This is a genomic window from Bacteroidota bacterium (assembly GCA_017303905.1).
In the GTDB taxonomy this organism is placed as follows: Bacteria; Bacteroidota; Bacteroidia; order B-17B0; family Aurantibacillaceae; genus JAHEYG01.
Genome location: JAFLBH010000002.1, coordinates 91,296 through 112,008 on the forward strand (window position 1 = coordinate 91,296; position 20,713 = coordinate 112,008).

Sequence of the window (20,713 nt, forward strand, 5' to 3'; positions counted from 1 at the left end):
CATGTGCGGTATATTAGCATATTATAACCGCAATGGCATCAATGGCGAAAAGCTAAATCAATCTTTATCGGCTTTAAAAAAAATCAAACATCGCGGACCCGATGGAGAAGGAGTGACTTTAATCAATTCCAAAACCGGCGACTATCGGGTTTTATTAACCGACGAAACACCTCCCGGTAATTTTAAAAATACAATCTCGTTAAACGAAGCTAAAGACTTTTCATTTGATTTATTGTTGGGTCACCGTCGTTTAAGCATCATAGATTTAACAGCTAACGGTCATCAGCCAATGACAGATGAGGCGGGTAATTGGATAGTGTTTAACGGAGAGGTGTATAATTACCTCGAACTTCGTGAAGAATTAAAAAGTGAAGGTTGTGTTTTTAAAACCGAATCGGATACCGAAGTCATTTTAGCGGCTTACCGTGTTTGGGGAAATGACTGTGTGAAAAAATTCAACGGCATGTTCGCCATCGTGTTGTTTGATAAAAAGAAGCAACAGTTGTTTGTGGTGAATGATCGTTACGGCGTAAAACCCTTATATCTTTTTAAAGATGAACATTCCTTAATTTATGTTTCCGAATTAAAACAATTAAAGGAATACAAAATAAATCTAAGCACTAACAGCAATGCTGTGAATGTTTTTTTACAAGAGCATTACATTAACTACAATTGCGAAACATTTTACAAGGAGGTTAGTCGACACAAACCCTCATCGTATGCAAAAGTATCTTTAGAAAATCGAATTGAAATCAGTGAAACCGCTTATTATGATGTATCACTTCATAACAACTTGAATTGTACACTTAATGATGCAAAAGAACAGTTTCGTGATTTATTACTAAGTGCGATTCGCTTACGCATGCGCAGTGATGTTCCGGTGGGCTTTTCAAGTTCAGGCGGATTAGATTCGAGTGCTATTCTTTATTTATCACATAAGATTTTAAGCGATTTGAACCTTAGTTCCAATGTAAATACTTTTTCAGCCATATTTCCCGGTGAGGAAGGTGATGAATCTTATTTTATTAAATTGGTAGAAAAGGATTTAAAAGTAAAATCTTTCTATGTAAATCCTGTTGAAGAATTTTCAATCGAAGATTTTGAGAAGCATATTTATCATCAGGATGAGCCTGTATTAACTACGGCATTTTACGCTGGCTGGAGTGTAGCACGCTTGGCACGTAAGCAAAATGTTACCGTGTTAATGGTAGGGCAGGGAGCCGATGAAATTTTAGCAGGCTATCATCATCACTTTTATCGTTATTCACGGCAATTGATTTTGGGCGGACATATCCTAAAGTATTTATCGGAATTGAAAAAATACGCCGAAATAAAAGGCATGGATTCCAATAAGCTGCATCATCTTATTTTAAATGATGTTAAGCTGGCCTTTAAGTTTAAATTGGGAATTGCTAAAACAGGAGGCGTACTTTCCGATAAATGGAACAAAGCCAATAAGCTGATTGAGCTATTAAAAACCGATTTAACCGAAACCAATATTCCTTTTTATTTAAGGGCTGACGACAGAAATTCAATGGCTTTTCATATTGAATCCCGTCATCCGTTTCTGGATTACAGATTAGTTGATTTTTGTTATAGTTTGCCGGATAGTATGAAAATCAATGATGGCTGGCAAAAGTATCTACTGCGCGAATCGATTGATACCATGCATCCTGAAATCAGATATAGAAAGGATAAAAAAGGCTATACTACCCCTCAAAACAAATGGCTTAATTTATATAAAAGTGATTTCGAAAAATATTTGAAATTTATACCTGAAACATACAATCTTTCAAACGTGAAGGATCCATTTTTAAAGTATGCTTTAGGAGCATGGTTTAAAGTGAATAACTAAACTAACTTTCCTCTTTTAATAACTTTGCAATTTATTCATAAAAATCGCGTTAAGATTGTGGATTTTTATAGGTAAATGCCAAAAAAGCTCCTGATAGTTTCTTATACTTTTCCTCCAACTTCCGGGATTGGTGGAAGACGATGGGCAAAGTTTGCTAAGTATCTGAAAAGAAAAGGATATGACTTAACGGTATTAGCTGCCGATATTTCGTCTGAACAAAAATCTGAATGGACATCCGACATCGATGGATTGAACATTGAACGCATTCCTACCAATTATCCAAGTATTGTTTCCAATCCGCAGCCCGGATTGATAAACAAATTCAAATACTTTGCCACCATTAAAAAATTACAATTACTCGTTAAAGGAAACTACTTTGATAGAACAGCGCTTTGGAAAGAATCTGTACAAAGTAAAATTTCTGATTTAATAAAATCCAGAGGCATTAATTGTGTGATTGTCACCGGAGGACCATTTCAATTAACGCATCACGTAAGCTCACTAAAACCGAAGTTTCCAAATGTAAAATTCATTGTTGATTTCCGGGACTTGTGGACTCAGGATTCTGAAATTACTTTTTTTTCAGTAATGCCACAGAGTCGTAAAGCTCTAGAGCTGGAAATGGAAAAGCAAACTGTTCAATGGGCGGATCAGGTGATCACTACCATGGAAAGTATGTCGGATTACTATTCCAATTTAACCGATAGAAATAAAATTCATACCATTACAAATGGTTTTGATAAAGATGATTTTTCTGACTTAAAGAATACTGAACGTGATAACAAGGATGAAATAATTTTTACCTACGCCGGAACGCTTTATTTGAATTTGCACTATGTATTGGATCCTTTTTTAGCGGCCATAGGAAAAATTAAAACCGAAAAGCCTGATTTGTATAAAAAAATTAAATTTAATTTTATCGGGAAGTTTCCTTCAGAATACGTGGATTATATAAACCAATATAACATCAAAGAGGCGATTTGTATCAAAGGAAATAAACCACTGCGTGAGGTTTTATCCGAAATAAAAAAATCAGATTATTGCCTGCTTGTTCTCAACGATGTGTACAGTTTCAATTTAAGTACTAAATTTTTTGAATACATCGCGATGAAGAGAAAAGTAGTAGTTCTTTCAAATAAAGGAACTGCCCCAGAATTCATAGTAGGTAACAATTTAGGATACTGGATTAATCCGAGTGATGCCTTTAAAAATCTTACGGATATAATTAATAAGCGATTAACCGGCGAATCGCAAATTTGGAATTCAACATACGATATCGAACAATATTCACTCGAATCGTTAACAGATAAATTAATAAAGGTAATTGAAGCGTAATTTAAGATGGCAAATAAAAAAATTCTGGTTGTTGTAGGTACTCGCCCTAATTTTATCAAAGTGACTCAATTTAAAAGGGTAGCACAACAAAAAAATAGTGAACTTAAAATAGTACACACCGGTCAGCATTTCGATGATAAAATGGCGGATGTGTTTTTCCGACAATTTAATTTAGTACCCGATTTCTTTTTAAATATTCCGCAAAACTTATCGAGAGAAGAATTAATTCAAACCATTTCCAAAGAATTAATTCAACTCATGCAAACGCAATTTAAGCCCGATTTGCTAGTTGTGGTAGGTGATGTTAATTCAACCCTGGCAGGAGCTCTGGCCGGTAAATCATTGAACATAAAGTTAGCGCACGTTGAAAGTGGTTTGAGAAGTAATGACTTAACCATGCCTGAAGAAATTAACCGGATTGAGACGGATAAAATAACCGACTACTTCTTTGTAACCGAACAAAGCGGATTAGATAATTTAAAAGCTGATGGAGTAAAAAGTGAAAACATATTCTTTGTCGGCAATACCATGATAGATACCATGGTGGCTTTTAAAAATGAAATTGAAGCTTCACCGGTATTAGAGGATTTAAATCTGAAAAGCAAAGCATTTGTATTAATGACTATGCATCGCCCGGCTACTGTTGACAGTAAAGAAGGTTTGGATAAATTGTTACAGATTTTAAAGGAAGTCAACAAAACATACAAAATACTTTTTCCGGTACACCCGCGTACTACAAAGAATATAGAGTTGCACGGTCTTAAAAAAGACTTTGAAAGTTTAAGCGGATTAATTTTCACACCGCCGCTCGATTACTTCGCTTTTCAGAAATTAATTAAGCACAGTAAATTTATTTTAACTGACAGTGGTGGCATTCAGGAGGAATCCACATTCGTTCAAATACCTTGTTTAACATTACGACCAAACACCGAACGACCTGTGACGTGCACCATTGGCACTAATACATTAATTCCTTTTGATGTACAGGTGGTATTAGAATATATCAACACCATCGAAAAAGGAACGTATAAAAAAGGCGATATTCCTCCCTTATGGGATGGAAAAGCAACCGAACGAATATTTGAAGCCATTTCCAAACTGTAATGATCAATAAGCAAAACGATAAAGTTTCTGAGTTAAGCGGTTTTCTATACGAAGGAAAACAAGCAGAGCCTCAGTTTATCGTTTTGGTTAATAAGAAAAGTAATCGTTTAAGTTACGTTTGTGATTTTGTTTTTCATCAAGCGCTTTTATGTAACTATGTGATTACCGATAATAGCAGTGATTTCAAATCATCCAAACTTAATAAAGTCAATTATACTTCATTTGAAATCGAAGGTAGTTTTCATATACAGCCTTCCGGTTTTATAGATAGAGTAGTCGTGGAAGAAACACCACCACCAATAAAATCGCATAATAATATTCCTTATTTTTTTCCGCAACAAAGCGGCGATATGTCCTTTGATGTTTTTTCCGCCGTGTTTTATTTTATTTCTCGCTATGAAGAATGGCAAAAATTCGTAAAGGATATACACGGAAGATTTGAAGAAAGGAATTCTATTTTATATAAGTTATCGGCTTTAAAGAAACCTGTAGTGGATATTTGGCTAGAAGAATTTAAAACAGCCTTAAGAAATAAATTTTCCAAAGTAATTTTTTCAAAACGTGAATTTAAATTCATCTCTACCATCGATGTCGATAATCTCTATGCGTTTAAAGGAAAACCGTTCTTTCGCAATGCCGGAGGAGCCATAAAAGATCTAATGCGTTTAAATACTTCCATGTTTATGGCTAGATTGGCATCTGTGTTATTTGGTAAGAAAGATCCATTTGATAAATATGAAGAGCAAATTAAATTAGCAAATGAAACCGGAACCCCGCTTATTTATTTCTTTCTTTACAAAAACAATACAGAGTTCGATCGGACCATTCGTCCGGGTCATCCGTTATTCCTACAACTGTTTGATAAGTTAAAGCTGGAAAAGATAAGTTTCGGCATACATCCTTCTTATTTTTCATCCGACACTAATGATGGCATTAAAACCGAAACAGATTTATTAAGCGAACATTCTAAACAAAATACCATTTTGTCGCGGCAGCATTATTTGCGTTTTAATATTAAAACAACGCCACAGTATTTAGAAGCAGCCGGCATACAGTTTGATTTTACGATGGGCTTCGCTTCCGCTTCCGGATTCAGGGCGGGTACCACTTTACCATTTTATTATTACAACTTCGAGCGAGAGGAAGTCTTAAAAGTAATGGCTGTGCCTTTTGCTTTAATGGATGGGGCTTATTATATATACGCTAACGCTAAAATTGAGGAAGCCAAACAAGAGATTGAATTGCTGATAGAAGAGACAAAAAAAGTAAACGGACTCTTCGTCACAGTATTTCACGAACGGAGTTTTGCCGAGCAATTATACCCCGGATGGCGCCGTTTATATAGCCAAATTCACCACCTGATAAAATAGCGGAAATCTGTTTTTTAAATCCCTCATTTAATGCTATTTTTGCTTTATGTCATTTAAATTAAAAATAGTATCAGCATTTTGTTTAGTTGCCGTTATTTTCAACAGCTGCAAAAACGAGCTTAATATATTAGCCCCATACAAAGAATCTATTTCGGTTTATGCGATTTTAAATCCGCAGGAAACCCGTAATTACGTTAGAATAAACCGCATATTTTTAGGCGAAGGAAACTCCTTTCAAATGGCGCAGGTTAACGACTCCATCAATTATAAAAAAGGAGAATTAACAGTTACCTTAGAACGCTATGATAATGGCGCATTAGCTTTAACCACTGTAGGAAATCCAACGAAAAAATTAATTACTCTTAATGATACGGTGATTCAAACACAATCCGGTGTTTTTAATACTAACCAGCGTTTATTTTATACCGATGATAAATTATACACCTGGGGCGATTACAAATTAACTATCACCAATAATAAAACGGGGAATGTATTTACATCAAAAGGAGCCATCATTGATAGCGTTAAGCCATTTCCGTTTCCGCCAATAGCACCGCCATATTATCCGGTAGCGTATAATCCAAGTAATCCGTCTTCGTATTACATCGACTTTTCATTACCAACGGTTAATCGCACTGTTCGTTTTAATTCAATTCCCGGTGCACGCGATTATGATCTTATCATGCGCTTTCATTATGCCGATTCTTTGAACACCGGCGCATTGGTTCCAAAATATATAGATTATAATTTCCCAACGGTTTCATCAACGGATTTAAGCGGTGGCGAACAACTAGCTTTAACATTTACTTCCGGTGAATTTTATAGTTTTTTAGTGAGTAAACTAAATGCTGATGAACCTTCGAACTTATTGTTTAGAAAAATTATTAAAGTAGACTTTATTGTTATTGCAGGCGCTCAGGATTTTGTTGACTTCTTAAAAATCAGCGCTCCATCAACTTCAGTAGCCCAGGATAAACCGGTTTATTCCAATATAGAAGGAGGCTTCGGTATTTTCAGCAGCCGTTCACGTTTACACGTTTCAAAACAAATTTCAGTAAGTTGGATTGATTATATGGCTACTACCAAACCAACCTGCAACCTGAGATTTTTGAAGAGCGATGGCAATGTTTCTGCCATTTGTAACTAATGTCAATTTGCCTTAAAACCAAGGCTTTACTGTCAAAATTAGTGTCCTTTTTTAACATTCTGCCAGCCTGTCAGAAAAATAAGCCTATTCGGGCTTTGGCATAACTATTGACTATATAAAGGAAAAACTTTAGAACTATGGCAAAAATAATTGGAATAGACCTAGGAACCACCAACAGCTGCGTAGCAGTAATGGAAGGTAACGAATCAGTTGTTATAGCTAACAACGAAGGCAAACGCACAACTCCATCTGTAGTGGCATTTGTGGAAGGTGGCGAGCGCAAAGTAGGAGACCCTGCAAAGCGCCAGGCTATCACCAACCCTCGTAAAACTGTTTACTCTATTAAACGTTTTATGGGACAAACTTATGATGAAGTAACAAAAGAAATCGCACGCGTACCGTATGCAGTGGTAAAAGGTGACAACAACACACCTCGCGTTCAAATCGACGATAGAAAATATACGCCGCAAGAAATCTCTGCTATCATCTTACAAAAGATGAAGAAAACAGCCGAAGATTATTTGGGGACAGAAGTTACCGAAGCTGTTATTACAGTTCCTGCTTACTTTAACGACGCGCAACGTCAGGCTACCAAAGAAGCCGGAGAAATTGCAGGCTTAAAAGTAAAACGTATCATCAACGAACCAACTGCTGCAGCTTTAGCTTATGGCCTTGATAAAAAAGGTAAAGACATGAAGATTGTAGTGTTCGACTGCGGTGGTGGTACACACGACGTTTCAGTACTTGAATTAGGTGACGGTGTATTTGAAGTAAAATCAACCGATGGTGATACACACTTGGGTGGTGACGACTTCGATCAAGTTATCATCGATTGGTTAGCAGATGAATTCAAAAAAGAAGAAGGTGTAGATTTACGTCAGGACCCAATGGCTTTACAGCGTTTAAAAGAAGCGGCAGAAAAAGCTAAGATTGAATTATCAAGTACCACATCATCAGAAATCAACTTGCCTTACATCATGCCGGTAAACGGAATTCCTAAACACTTAGTGAAATCCTTAAGCCGTGCAAAATTTGAGCAATTAGCCGACAGTTTAATTCAGCGCACCATTGAGCCTTGTCGCTCAGCTTTAAAAAACGCGGGATTAAGCACCTCTGATATCAACGAAATTATATTAGTAGGAGGTTCTACTCGTATTCCTGCGGTACAAGCAGCAGTAGAAAAATTCTTCGGTAAAGCACCAAGCAAAGGTGTGAACCCGGATGAAGTAGTAGCTTTAGGTGCAGCAATTCAAGGTGGAGTTTTAACCGGAGAAGTAAAGGACGTGTTATTGTTAGACGTAACACCGCTTAGCTTAGGTATTGAAACTTACGGTGGCGTGTTCACTAAATTAATTGAAAGCAACACAACCATTCCGACTAAAAAATCAGAAACGTTCTCAACGGCCAGCGATAACCAACCAAGTGTACAATTACATGTATTACAAGGTGAGCGTCCAATGGCAAAAGATAACCGCACTATCGGACAGTTTAATTTAGATGGCATTATGCCTGCACCACGTGGTGTTCCTCAAATTGAAGTGACCTTTGATATTGACGCGAATGGTATCTTATCCGTTTCAGCGAAAGATAAAGCAACAGGTAAAGCACAAAACATTCGTATCGAAGCTTCTTCAGGATTAAGCAAAGAAGAGATCGATAAAATGAAGCGTGAAGCCGAAGCCAATGCGGACGCTGATGCTAAAGCCAAAGAGGAAATTGAAAAATTAAATCAGGCGGATGCAATGATTTTCCAAACGGAAAAGCAAATGAAAGAATACGGCGATAAAATTCCTGCTGAGAAAAAAGCGCCAATTGAAAGTGCTTTGGCAGACTTAAAAGCTGCACACGCTGCAAAAGATATGGCGAAAGTAGAAGCAGGATTAGCAGCCTTAAACACAGCTTGGACAGCCGCTTCGCAAGAAATGTATGAAGCCATGAACCAAAACCAACAACAAGGAGGAGGAGAAACCAACCAACAGCAACAACAAGGCGCTAACGGTAATGGCGACAATGTACAAGATGTAAATTACGAAGAAGTGAAGTAATAATTTAAAAAACAAAATACAAAAAACCGGTTCTTGATTAAAGGCCGGTTTTTTTACGAAAAATGAATACTTTAGTTATAATTGGAAACGGATTCGATATTGCACATGGATTAAAAACCAAGTATTCAGAATTTTTTCTATGGTATTTAAATGATATTTCTAAAAAATTAAATTCAGATAAAAAATATCACGACCCTTTAATTACTATATCTAAGTTTGGAGCTTTCCACGATTCTTTTTTTGACGTAAAGGATATTAGTGATTTTAAAAGAATTTATAATGAAGGCGAAGGAAAATTTTATAGCACTAAGTTTTCAGAATATTTATTTAATCACACGAATGATCCAATTTGGGTTGATTTAGAATATGCGTACTTTAACAGTCTTACTGAAATTTATAGTGATTATTTTGAGAAATATAAAAGTGTAATCCCTCCTTCAAGAACAGAACTAATCAATTTAGCAATCGAAGAGGTGCGTAAATTGAATAATATATGTATCTTTTTAAAATCAAAACTTGAAGAATATTTGCTTACGATAGACTCTCTTACAAAAGAAGTTAATTCAGAAATTCTTCAGCATTTTACACAAGAATTTAGTATTGCTTCTGATATACCAAAAGGTGTTGTGTCACCAATCATGGACGCCAATTTAATATTGAATTTTAATTACACAAGTACATTAGAAGTATACAAGCAAGAGCTAAGCGGTTATAATTTAAACATAAACTATATTCACGGAAAATTAAAGGATGAGCTTAATCCATTGGTTTTTGGATATGGAGACGAAGTTAATCCATATTATAAATTAATTGAAAATTTAAACAATAATGAATTCTTGAATAATTTCAAATCTTTTTCCTATTTCAAAACAGAGAATTATATAAAACTCATTAATTTTTTGAATGGTGGTAATTTTAAGGTGTTAATAATGGGACATTCTTGCGGTCTTTCTGATAGAGTATTATTAAATAGTATTTTTGAAAATAGAAATTGTAGAGGTATTAAAATATTTTATCACAAAAAATCTTTGACTGAAAATGATTTCTTTGAAAAGACTCAAGAAATTTCAAGGCATTTTAATAACAAGGAAAAGATGAGAGAAAAAATTACTCCATTTTTCAAATCAAGTCCTTTGATTTCTTGATTAATCTTTTTCATGAATCTTTGTAATCTGTCCTCAAATGAATCCAACTCAATTTACCTTCACCGCATCCATTCCAGTTATAGGGTATAAATCTATTCCGAACATTTGAAATAAACTGCCCTTCATTTTATTTTCGTTTACATCAAATGGTGCGCTTATTTCTTTTTTCAAATGAGGATCGCCCTCAAAGATAGCGCCGTTTAATTCACCTTTAATTACATAATCGGTCGCCAAATTTAATTTGCGGCCTAAATCGCCACGGTTCTTTACTACTTTACAATTTTCAAAAGTAGCGTTTCCGATTTGTCCGCTTACTTTCCCGTCTTTGTCAATACTGAATTTTACTAGAATAGAGTCGGGGGCTGCAATAAAAACGAATTTGCCGTTTTGCTTTTGACGTACCGTTACTTTTTGTTTGGCTTGCCAATTACCAACTAAGTGAGTGGGTACTTCCCATGGCGCACAGGAAATAAATAACAGATACGTTATACAACTTGCGAATACTAATTTGATTGTTTTCATGGTTTAAAATTTTAAGCAAAGATGAACCATGAAAAAGGAGGAACATTTGATGTATATCAAAAAAACATTTTTTAGCATTAAAGCGAAGCGCCTGCCGCTTCAACTACCTTTTTACTGTTGCCTACAAAAATCTGTTTACCGTTAATAATAACAGGGCGTTTCAGAAAAGTGTATTCTTCGAGTATCAGTTTTTTATACTCGCTTTCCTTCGAGGGTTTTGGATCGAGGGTTTTGTATTTTAATGCCACGCGGCTGAACAAAGCTTCATAACTACCGGCCATTTCTTTCATTTCTTCTAATTGCGCGGCTGTTATCTTGTCTGTTTTTATATCCTGAAAAACGAATTTGTGTTTCTCGAGGTTTAAGTCTTTAATAATTCTGGCGCAGGTGCTGCAGGAGGAGAGGTAATAGAATTTTTTCATGCTATAAAGATAAAAATTGCTTCTTCTATAACAAAAGTGTGAGGGCGCTTCAACATCCCGATAGCTATCGGTATCAGCGACCATAAAACGAAAGCCCCGAATTTCTCCGGGGCCTTCACATTATACTTTCAACTTTTCACCTTTAACCTTCCACCTCTTACGCTTTATCTTCTTTCTTTCCTTTTTTAGCTTTAGGTTTATGAGTGCTTACAACGATTTCATCTTTTTCTTTGTTGTAGTCTACTTCAATTTCATCACCTTCAGTTAAATTACTTTTGATGATTTCTTCAGCCATAGGATCTTCAAGGTATTTTTGAATCGCACGTTTTAACGGACGAGCACCATAGTTAACATCGTAACCTTTTTCTACAATAAAGTCTTTAGCAGCTTCAGTAATTTTAATTGTATAACCTAATGAACTTACACGGCTAAATAAATTACCTAATTCAATATCAATGATCTTATGAATGTCTTCACGGCTTAACGAGTTAAACATAACTACATCATCAATACGATTTAAGAATTCAGGAGCAAAGGCTTTCTTTAAAGCACTTTCAATAACCCCTTTTGAATGATCATCAACTTGGTCTTCTTTCGCTTTAGTTCCAAATCCAACACCGGTTCCGAATTCTTTTAACTGACGGGCACCAATGTTTGAAGTCATAATGATAATGGTATTCTTGAAGTCAATCTTACGACCTAAACTGTCAGTTAATTGTCCATCATCCAATACTTGCAATAACATGTTGAATACATCCGGATGCGCTTTTTCAATTTCATCCAATAAAACAACAGAGTAAGGACGACGACGTACTTTCTCAGTTAATTGCCCGCCTTCTTCATAACCCACATAACCCGGAGGCGCTCCAATTAAACGAGTCACCGCAAATTTCTCCATGTATTCGCTCATATCGATGCGGATTAATGCCTCATCGTTATCGAATAAATGGCGTGCTAATATTTTCGCTAATTGTGTTTTACCAACACCGGTAGGACCTAAGAAAATAAATGAACCAATTGGTTTATTAGGATCTTTTAATCCGGCACGGTTACGTTGAATAGCTTTCACCACTTTTAAAAGCGCAGCATCTTGTCCGATTACTTTACCTTTTAAAAGTTCATTCATCTTCACTAATTTCTCGCCTTCGTTTTGGTTCACACGTTGAACAGGAACACCGCTCATCATACTTACCACTTCCGCTACATTGTCTTCTGTTACAACTACACGGTTTAATTTAGTTTCTTCTTCCCAGGCTTTTTTAGCAGCGTCTAATTGCGCTTGTAATTGTTTTTCGGTATCGCGTAATTTAGCCGCCTCTTCATATTTTTGCGAACGCACCACTTGGTTTTTTAATTCCTTAATGTCTTCCATCTTCTTTTCTAATTCAAGAATATTTTCAGGAACATTAATGTTAGTGATGTGTACACGAGAACCCGCTTCATCTAAAGCATCAATTGCTTTATCCGGTAAATGACGGTCGGTAATATAACGCGCTGTTAAACTAACGCAAGCTTTAATCGCTTCATCAGTATAAGTTACGTTATGATGATCTTCGTACTTCGATTTAATGTTATTTAAAATTTGTAACGATTCATCTTGAGTAGCCGGTTCTACTAATACCTTTTGGAAACGGCGCTCTAAAGCTCCGTCTTTTTCAATATACTGACGGTACTCATCTAAAGTAGTAGCACCGATACATTGGATTTCTCCGCGAGCTAAAGCAGGCTTAAACATATTGCTCGCATCTAACGAACCGCTTGCACCACCTGCACCAATAATAGTGTGAATTTCATCAATGAATAAAATAACATCCGGCGATTTTTCAAGCTCGTTCATAACGGCTTTCATACGCTCTTCAAATTGTCCGCGGTATTTTGTACCCGCAACTAAACTTGCTAAATCTAAAGTCACCACACGTTTTCCGAATAACACACGCGATACTTTGCGTTGAACAATGCGTAAAGCTAAACCTTCTGCAATTGAAGATTTACCTACACCAGGTTCACCAATTAATATTGGGTTATTCTTTTTACGGCGGGATAAGATTTGTGAAACACGCTCAATTTCTTTTTCGCGACCTACTACAGGGTCTAATTTACCGTCTTCTGCCATTTTGGTCAGGTCTCTGCCGAAATTGTCTAAAACAGGCGTTTTTGACTTACTGTCGCCCGGCTTTTTGGCAGCACCTTGTCCGCCGGCCGAACTAAAGCCGCTATCTTCTCCTTCATCATCATCTGCAGCTGTGTTCTCAATTTTATGAGGATTATCCATAAATCCTTCCAATTCGGTACGAACTGCATCATAATCTACCCCAAATTTTAAGAGAGATTTAGAAACAACATTATCGTTATCTTTTAAAATACACAATAATAAATGCTCGGTTCCAATTTGAACAGCTTTAAAAGTTTTAGCTTCCAGGTAAGTAAGCTTTAATGTTTTTTCAGCTTGTTTTACCAATGGAATATTAGCCAGGTTGTTAGATTTACGGGCACCGGGAGTAAGGCTACCCTCAATACCTTTTCTAAGTTCCTGAATATCCACATTCAGTTTTTTTAATAAACGAATACCAACACCTTCACCATCACGAATCATCCCTAACATCAGGTGTTCTATTCCTATAAAGTCGTGCCCCAAACGAAGTGCTTCCTCGCGGCTATATGTAATAACATCTTTTACTCTGGGCGAAAATTTTGCTTCCATAAAATGTACGTTTTAAAATTTATATAGCATTTATTATGCCACAATCAAAAGTAACGTTTAAAAAGAGGTTTGATTGTGAAAATCCTCCCTTTTTTTAACAAAAAATTTGTTGATAAATATGTAGTTCAACTACCGGATTTATTGGTAGTTTAGGGGGATGTATGATGGTTTTTCAGGTGTACGAATTGAATTTATTTTGGTTACAAAACAGGCTGACAAAAATTCATGATTGATCTCAAAAACACAGCAAATTATAAATTTTAAGAACTAAGGAATATGGCAGACGGAGAGAAAATTATCCCCATTAACATTGAAGATGAAATGAAAACGGCCTACATCGATTATTCGATGTCGGTTATTGTATCACGTGCTTTACCCGATGTGCGTGATGGTTTAAAACCTGTACACCGCCGCGTACTTTACGGTATGTTGGAGTTAGGTTTAATGCACAACCGTCCGTATAAAAAATCGGCGCGTATCGTTGGTGAGGTTTTAGGTAAATATCACCCGCACGGTGACGCGAGCGTTTATGATACCATGGTGCGTATGGCTCAGGATTGGAGCTTACGTTACATGTTGGTTGACGGACAAGGAAACTTTGGCAGTATGGATGGCGATCCTCCTGCTGCGATGCGTTATACCGAAGCGCGTTTAAGAAAAATTGCCGAAGAAATTATTGCCGATATCGAAAAAGATACGGTTGATTTCCGTCCGAATTTTGACGACTCTTTACAAGAGCCAACTGTAATGCCAAGCCGTATCCCTCAATTATTGGTGAATGGCGCATCCGGCATCGCTGTCGGTATGGCTACTAACATGGCACCACATAACTTAACAGAAATTTGTGATGCTTGTATGGCTTATATCGATAACCGTGATATAGATATCGCGGGATTAATGCAATATGTAAAAGCTCCTGATTTTCCAACGGGCGGAACTATTTATGGTTTCTCAGGCGTAAAAGAAGCTTTTGAAACCGGCCGCGGGCGTATTGTGTTACGCGCAAAGGCAAATATTGAAACCGTAAAAGACAGAGAGCGGATTATCGTTAGTGAAATTCCTTACCAATTGAATAAAGCAGAAATGATTAAAAAAACTGCTGAATTGGTGAATGAGAAAAAACTCGAAGGAATTTCCGATATACGTGATGAGTCGGATAGAGATGGTATGCGTATTGTTTACGAATTAAAGCGCGATGCCATTTCAAACGTTGTATTAAACAATTTATACAAGTACACATCTTTACAGACTTCATTCTCAGTAAATAACATCGCGTTAGTGAATGGTCGTCCGATGATGTTGAATCTGAAAGATCAGATTCATTATTTCATTGAACACCGTCATGATGTAGTTGTACGCCGTACGAAATATGAATTAGCGCAGGCTGAAAAACGCGCTCATATTTTGGAAGGTTTATTAATTGCCATCGATAATCTAGATGCAGTTATTAAAATCATCCGCGAAAGCGATACGCCTGATTCGGCACGCGAAGAGTTAATGAGCCGTTTTGGTTTAAGTGAAATTCAAAGCCGCGCTATTCTGGATATGCGTTTACGCGCATTAACCGGACTGGAACGCGATAAGTTAAAAGAAGAGTATGCTGAATTAATGAAGCAAATCGATTATCTAAAATCTATTTTAAATGACGAAGTTTTGCGTTACAAAATCATTAAGGATGAAATTGCGGAAATAAAACAAAAATACGGCGACGGCAGAAGAACGGATATCGTTTATGCCGGCGATGACTTTAAAATGGAAGATATGATTGCTGATGAGGATGTGGTAATTACCATTTCTCACATGGGTTATATCAAACGTACCAGTTTAAATGAATACCGCTTGCAAAATAGAGGTGGTAAAGGTTCAAAAGGTTCCGCAACGCGCGATGAAGACTTTATTGAACATATGTTTACCGCCACCACACACAACTATCTTTTATTATTTACCGAAAAAGGACAAGTATTCTGGTTGCGTGCGTATGAAGTTCCGGAAGGAAACAAAACAAGTAAAGGAAGAGCTATTCAGAATTTATTGAATATACCGTCTGATGATAAAGTGAAGGCCTTTATTAATGTGAAGAATTTATTAGATGAAGATTACATTAATAACAACTACATTATCTTATGTACTAAAGAAGGTATCATTAAGAAAACGACTTTAGAAGCTTATTCCCGTCCACGCGCTAATGGTATCAACGCGATAACTATCCGTGAAGGCGATCAATTATTAGAAGCAGCTTTAACCAACGGTAAAAATGAAATCATGATTGCCACTAAATTGGGTAAGGTGTGTCGCTTTAACGAGGAAAAAGTTCGTCCGATGGGGCGTAACGCATCCGGTGTAATTGCGATCGATTTAAATGATGAAGAAGGTGGTAATAATGAAGTGATTGGTATGATTTGCATTGATGATGTTAATGCAAACGTATTAGTTGTATCTGAAAAAGGTTATGGTAAACGTTCAGAAATTGATGAATACCGTATTACCAACCGTGGCGGTAAGGGTGTTAAAACCATTAACATCACCGACAAAACCGGTAATCTGGTAGCTATTAAATCGGTAACCGATGCTAATGATTTGATGATTATTACCAAAAATGGTATTACCATCCGTATGAATATTAGCGCACTTCGTGTGATGGGCCGTGCAACGCAAGGTGTACGTTTAATTAATATTCAGGATAATGATGAAATTGCCGCTGTAACGAAGGTTGATCATGAAGATGAAACCGAAAACGGTGAGAATGGGGGAGAGGGTGAAAATCCGGTAAATCCGGAGGTGACACCTGAAAACACCGAAAATTCTACACCAACGGACAATAATGCCTAATAAATGGCGTAAAAAAAAGAGATTAAAAACATAATTTAGCGACTCAATAAAAACAAACAATGAAATAAGCTTTGCTTATTCCATGTGGCAAATAATTAACAAACAATAGCACATGAAAAGAAAATCGATCATCTTAGGTTTATTAAGTGTTTTTGCAATAAGCACTTATGTAGCTCAACCTACACTAGTAGAAAAGGTAGAGGCAAAGCCTGGTAAACTATCAATTCCATATGAAAGATGGAAATTACCAAACGGATTAACCATTTTATTACACGAAGATCATTCTGATCCTGTAGTGAACGTAATGGTTACTTATAAAGTAGGTTCAAACCGCGAAGATTTAGGAAAATCTGGATTTGCTCACTTCTTTGAGCACATGATGTTCCAAGGTTCATTACACGTGGCCGATGAAGAGCATTTTAAAATGGTAAGTACTGCGGGTGGTAACATGAACGGTTTTACGCAACGTGATAAAACAGTTTACTTCGAAACTTTACCATCTAACTACTTAGAAATGGGTTTATGGTTAGAAGCTGACCGTATGGGCTTTTTATTAGACTCATTAACTTCTAAAAAATTCGAAAACCAACGTGATGCGGTAAAAAATGAGAAGTCACAAAACTTCGAAAACCGTCCTTATGGTTTAGCATTCGTAGAAGAAATCGGGAAGGCATTATATCCATTCAAACATCCTTACAGTTGGCCGGTAATTGGTTACGTTGATGATTTGAACCGTGCAACTTTAGATGACGTTAAAAACTTCTTCTTACGTTGGTACGGACCAAACAACGCAATCTTAACCGTTAGCGGTGACTTCACACCGGCAGATGCTTTAAAAATGATTGACAAATATTTTGGTGGTATTAAACCATGTCCGGAAGTGAAAAAATTACGTGTACCGCCGGTTGTAATTCCTACCGATAAGTATACAGCTTACAAAGACCGTACTTATTTCCCATTAAACTTACGTGTTTATCCAACTGTTGGTCAGTACCACAAAGATGAACCGGCTTTAGATTTATTGGCGATGATGATGGGTGGTGGAAACAACTCATTATTCTATAAAAACTTCGTTAAAAATGAAATGGCAATTCAGGCTGGTGTTGATCACCGTTCGGAAGAATTATCGGGTGAGTTCAGCATTCAAATTTTTGCTTATCCACCTGAAGACTTCAACTTAGAAGGATTATTCACCAAGTTGGATGAGAAAGTAAAAGCAACCATTGATGAGTTCGGAACAAGCGGAATTACCGATGAAGCTTTAGCTCGCGTAAAAGCAGAGATGGAATCTCGTTATTACGATGGATTAGATGAAGTATTCAATAAAGGAAGTGTAATTTCTGAGTGGGAGCGCTTATTAGGTCGTCCTTCAACAATTACTGATGAGATTGAGCGTTACACTAAAGTAACTAAAGAAGACATCACACGTGTATTTAATAAATACATCAAAGGTTCGGGTGCTGCTATTTTGAATACGTATCCAATCATGAATCAGAAAGATTCAGTGAAGAGTATCAATCCTAACGCAGGTGCAACATTCCCTGCAAATCCGGAATATGCGGGATTATCATACAAACCAAATGTAGATAACTTTAACCGTGCTGAACGTCCGAAAGCCGGAGAAGCAAAAACTGTAAAAGCTCCTGAATTCTATCAAACCACTTTAAAAAATGGAATGAAAGTATTAGGAACAAAAGCAACTGAAAGCCCGATGATCAACATCACTATTAACTTAGATGGTGGAGATATGGCTTTAACTCCTGACCAATTAAAGAAATTCGGTTTAGCGCAATTAGCTACCGGATTGATGAATGAAGGAACTAAAAATTATACCACCGAGCAAATGGCTGCCGAATTAGAAAAATTAGGAAGTTCTATTAGCATCGGTGCCGGAAAAATGAACAATACTATTAATGTATCGTGTTTGAAGAAAAACTTAGATGCAACATTAAAATTATTGGAAGAAAAATTATTGAATCCGGGATGGCGTGCCGAAGATTTCAAGTTAGCGAAGAAACAATACAAAGAGAGTGTGAAGGATCAAAAAACAAACGCACAATCTTTAGCAAACAAGGCATTTAATCAGGCTATTTACGGACCATCATCTGTATTAGGTATGGAGCCAACCGTAAAAACCATTGATGCTATCGAATTAAAGGATTGCCAGGATTATTATAATAATTGTTTCTCAACTGCAGGTGGTAACATCGTGGTAGTAGGTGATGTAACAGACGCTGAAATTGTAAGCAAGTTAGATTTCTTAAATAAAATGAATAATAAGGAGGTAAAGATGCAAGCTATTCCTGAGCCTCCTGCAAAAGCAGAGCAACAGTTCTTTATTCAGGAAAAAACGGCTGCTCCTTCTTCAGTTATCATGATGGGATATCCTGCGATGAAGTATGATGCAACAGGCGATTATTTCAAGAGCCAGATTGCAAACTTCGCATTTGGTGGTGCATTCAACAGTCGTTTGAATTTAAATTTACGTGAAGACAAAGGGTATACTTACGGTATCCGTTCATCTTTCAGTGGTAATAAATTTAACGGTACATTCTTAATCAGTTCATCTGTTAAGCGTCCTGCTACTGTGTTATCTTTAGCAGAGATTACGAAAGAGTTTAATAACTACGTACAAAACGGTATTACTGATAAAGAATTAGAATTTACTAAGCAATCGATGTTAAATGTGGAGGCTTTACGTTACGAATCACCTTGGCAAAAGGCAGGTTTCTTAGCAAACATCGCTCGATACAATTTACCAAAAGATTATGTAGCACAACAAAATCAGATTTTAAAGACAATCACTAAAGATGAGTTGAATGCTCACATTAAGAAGGTGTATGATCCAAACAAATTAACAACAGTTATCGTTGGAGATAAGGCTTACATTGAAGCAGCTTTAGATAGAGCAATGAAAGATGCTAAAAACAAGGAAGTGTTAAACAACGTTAAGTTTAAAAAGATTTCGGTAGACTAATTGTGGATTTGCACAGTTATTGAGTCTTAATAAATAAAACAAACAATAAAAACCAAACAGTGCGCCGCAAGGAACCTGTTTGGTTTTTTGCATAAATAAAAAGTACAAATATGAAATCAATTATCACTTTTAGTCTGGCCGCGTTCACTGCATTAGTAATGGCTCAGAACAATCAGGTTGTAAACTCGTACAACTATTTAAAGAATAAAGAATACGATAAAGCTAAGGCTGCAACAGACGCGGCGGCTGTACATGAAAGCACAAAAGGCAGCGCCAAAATGTGGATGTACAGAGGCAAAGTTTATCAGGCCATTTTTGAGGACAAAGACGAGAAAGTTAGAAATTTAGATTTGGAAGCTGAAGAGAAATCGTTAGAAGCTTACATCAACTGCTTAAAGCTGGATGCGAAGGAAAACATTTACAAAGAAGATGTAAAAGGTCCGGTTGTAATCGCAGCATCTGCCGTTAATCGTAAAGCAGGCTGGTATTCGCAGGAAAAGCAAATTGAGAAAGCTTTAAAATGTTATGAATTAGTAGAGCAGGCTTTGCCGTATGATTTCGATCAAGGGATGAAACGTAATAACATTACCAAAGAAAAGTTGATTTATAACCGTTATGAAATGTATGCGCGTGCAAATGATATTCCAAAAATGCAGGAGTTTGCCGATAAGTTGATTGCCATGAACTATAAAGAACCTAAAATTTATATTTACATGTCGCAAATCATGTTAGGCGCAAAAGATACAGCGAAAGCTTTATCATACATTGAAAAGGGTAAAGCCATTTTTGATGACAACATGGACTTAATCAATTCTGAAATTAATATTTACTTAGCGCAAGGGAAATCGGTAGAGTTAATTGATAAGTTACAGGCTGCTATCAAGGCAAACGATAATGAGTCGCTGCATGCTATCTTAGCTAACATCTACACTAAAAAGAATGAATTTGATAAAGCAGAACAGGAATATTTAAAAGCCTTAGAGATTAAACCGGACTATGAAATTGCTAACTACAACTTAGGTGTGGTTTATTTTAATAAAGGAAATGAGTGGAATAAAAAAGCAGGTGATTTACCTCCAAAAGACGCGGCAAAAGCTAAGGAATATGATGCCAAAGCTATTGAAGAATGGAAGAAAGCCGTTACTTATTTAGAGAAATCTTACGAAGTTTCTCCTGATAAGGCAACAAAACAACGTTTGTTTCAGTTATTAAACAAATTAGGCGAGCCGGAAAAGGCTGCTAAGTACAAACAATAATATTT

The 20,713-nt window shown here is 36.5% G+C and carries 13 protein-coding genes; 10 read left to right on the plus strand and 3 right to left on the minus strand.

The features are described from left to right. Position 1 precedes the first annotated feature (1 nt). From asnB to J0L69_08255, 7 genes are all read left to right on the plus strand, one after another. Positions 2 to 1,855 carry an asparagine synthase (glutamine-hydrolyzing) gene (asnB, locus tag J0L69_08225; protein ID MBN8693168.1) on the plus strand — a complete coding sequence of 618 codons (1,854 nt, stop codon included), beginning with the start codon at positions 2 to 4 and terminating at the stop codon, positions 1,853 to 1,855. 75 nt (positions 1,856 to 1,930) lie between these two features. Continuing rightward, positions 1,931 to 3,190 carry a hypothetical protein gene (locus J0L69_08230; protein MBN8693169.1) on the plus strand — a complete coding sequence of 420 codons (1,260 nt, stop codon included), beginning with the start codon at positions 1,931 to 1,933 and terminating at the stop codon, positions 3,188 to 3,190. A 6-nt stretch (positions 3,191 to 3,196) separates the two neighbouring features. Further along, complete coding sequence (gene wecB / locus J0L69_08235) at positions 3,197 to 4,294, plus strand: UDP-N-acetylglucosamine 2-epimerase (non-hydrolyzing) (protein MBN8693170.1); 1,098 nt, start codon at positions 3,197 to 3,199, stop codon at positions 4,292 to 4,294. Further along, complete coding sequence (locus J0L69_08240; GenBank protein MBN8693171.1) at positions 4,294 to 5,664, plus strand: polysaccharide deacetylase family protein; 1,371 nt, start codon at positions 4,294 to 4,296, stop codon at positions 5,662 to 5,664. The genes wecB and J0L69_08240 overlap by 1 nt, the downstream gene beginning before the upstream one ends. A 46-nt stretch (positions 5,665 to 5,710) precedes the next feature. Then, positions 5,711 to 6,811: a hypothetical protein gene (locus J0L69_08245; protein MBN8693172.1), complete on the plus strand. Its 1,101-nt coding sequence runs from the start codon at positions 5,711 to 5,713 to the stop codon at positions 6,809 to 6,811. Positions 6,812 to 6,948: 137 nt separating this feature from the next. Further along, the gene (gene dnaK / locus J0L69_08250) at positions 6,949 to 8,856 is read left to right on the plus strand and encodes a molecular chaperone DnaK (protein MBN8693173.1); all 1,908 of its coding nucleotides are present in this window, start codon (positions 6,949 to 6,951) and stop codon (positions 8,854 to 8,856) included. Positions 8,857 to 8,918: 62 nt separating this feature from the next. Then, the gene (locus J0L69_08255) at positions 8,919 to 10,001 is read left to right on the plus strand and encodes a hypothetical protein (protein MBN8693174.1); all 1,083 of its coding nucleotides are present in this window, start codon (positions 8,919 to 8,921) and stop codon (positions 9,999 to 10,001) included. A gap of 48 nt (positions 10,002 to 10,049) precedes the next feature. Here J0L69_08255 and J0L69_08260 read toward each other — a convergent pair whose 3' ends face one another. The 3 genes from J0L69_08260 to J0L69_08270 form a co-directional block, all read right to left on the minus strand. Beyond that, positions 10,050 to 10,523, minus strand: a complete 474-nt coding sequence (locus tag J0L69_08260) for a hypothetical protein (protein ID MBN8693175.1) — start codon at positions 10,521 to 10,523, stop codon at positions 10,050 to 10,052. A gap of 77 nt (positions 10,524 to 10,600) precedes the next feature. Beyond that, positions 10,601 to 10,945 (minus strand): hypothetical protein, encoded by a 345-nt coding sequence (locus J0L69_08265; protein MBN8693176.1) that lies wholly within the window; start codon positions 10,943 to 10,945, stop codon positions 10,601 to 10,603. 157 nt (positions 10,946 to 11,102) lie between these two features. After that, positions 11,103 to 13,646, minus strand: a complete 2,544-nt coding sequence (locus J0L69_08270) for an ATP-dependent Clp protease ATP-binding subunit (protein MBN8693177.1) — start codon at positions 13,644 to 13,646, stop codon at positions 11,103 to 11,105. Positions 13,647 to 13,922: 276 nt separating this feature from the next. Here J0L69_08270 and gyrA point away from each other — a divergent pair, with 276 nt between their 5' ends. From gyrA to J0L69_08285, 3 genes are all read left to right on the plus strand, one after another. Continuing rightward, on the plus strand, positions 13,923 to 16,475 hold the full coding sequence (gene gyrA, locus J0L69_08275) for a DNA gyrase subunit A (protein MBN8693178.1): 2,553 nt from the start codon (positions 13,923 to 13,925) through the stop codon (positions 16,473 to 16,475). Between the two features lie 112 nt (positions 16,476 to 16,587). Next, positions 16,588 to 19,452: an insulinase family protein gene (locus tag J0L69_08280; GenBank protein ID MBN8693179.1), complete on the plus strand. Its 2,865-nt coding sequence runs from the start codon at positions 16,588 to 16,590 to the stop codon at positions 19,450 to 19,452. Between the two features lie 110 nt (positions 19,453 to 19,562). Then, the gene (locus tag J0L69_08285; protein ID MBN8693180.1) at positions 19,563 to 20,708 is read left to right on the plus strand and encodes a tetratricopeptide repeat protein; all 1,146 of its coding nucleotides are present in this window, start codon (positions 19,563 to 19,565) and stop codon (positions 20,706 to 20,708) included. Positions 20,709 to 20,713 lie beyond the last annotated feature (5 nt).

Bases quoted from the DNA above. Each gene is read 5' to 3' on its own strand.
- wecB (MBN8693170.1), top strand. From the start codon at position 3,197: ATGGCAAATAAAAAAATTCTGGTTGTTGTAGGTACTCGCCCTAATTTT.
- J0L69_08230 (MBN8693169.1), top strand. From the start codon at position 1,931: ATGCCAAAAAAGCTCCTGATAGTTTCTTATACTTTTCCTCCAACTTCC.
- dnaK (MBN8693173.1), top strand. From the start codon at position 6,949: ATGGCAAAAATAATTGGAATAGACCTAGGAACCACCAACAGCTGCGTA.
- J0L69_08260 (MBN8693175.1), bottom strand. From the start codon at position 10,523: ATGAAAACAATCAAATTAGTATTCGCAAGTTGTATAACGTATCTGTTA.
- J0L69_08240 (MBN8693171.1), top strand. From the start codon at position 4,294: ATGATCAATAAGCAAAACGATAAAGTTTCTGAGTTAAGCGGTTTTCTA.
- J0L69_08285 (MBN8693180.1), top strand. From the start codon at position 19,563: ATGAAATCAATTATCACTTTTAGTCTGGCCGCGTTCACTGCATTAGTA.
- gyrA (MBN8693178.1), top strand. From the start codon at position 13,923: ATGGCAGACGGAGAGAAAATTATCCCCATTAACATTGAAGATGAAATG.
- J0L69_08245 (MBN8693172.1), top strand. From the start codon at position 5,711: ATGTCATTTAAATTAAAAATAGTATCAGCATTTTGTTTAGTTGCCGTT.
- J0L69_08280 (MBN8693179.1), top strand. From the start codon at position 16,588: ATGAAAAGAAAATCGATCATCTTAGGTTTATTAAGTGTTTTTGCAATA.
- asnB (MBN8693168.1), top strand. From the start codon at position 2: ATGTGCGGTATATTAGCATATTATAACCGCAATGGCATCAATGGCGAA.
- J0L69_08255 (MBN8693174.1), top strand. From the start codon at position 8,919: ATGAATACTTTAGTTATAATTGGAAACGGATTCGATATTGCACATGGA.
- J0L69_08265 (MBN8693176.1), bottom strand. From the start codon at position 10,945: ATGAAAAAATTCTATTACCTCTCCTCCTGCAGCACCTGCGCCAGAATT.
- J0L69_08270 (MBN8693177.1), bottom strand. From the start codon at position 13,646: ATGGAAGCAAAATTTTCGCCCAGAGTAAAAGATGTTATTACATATAGC.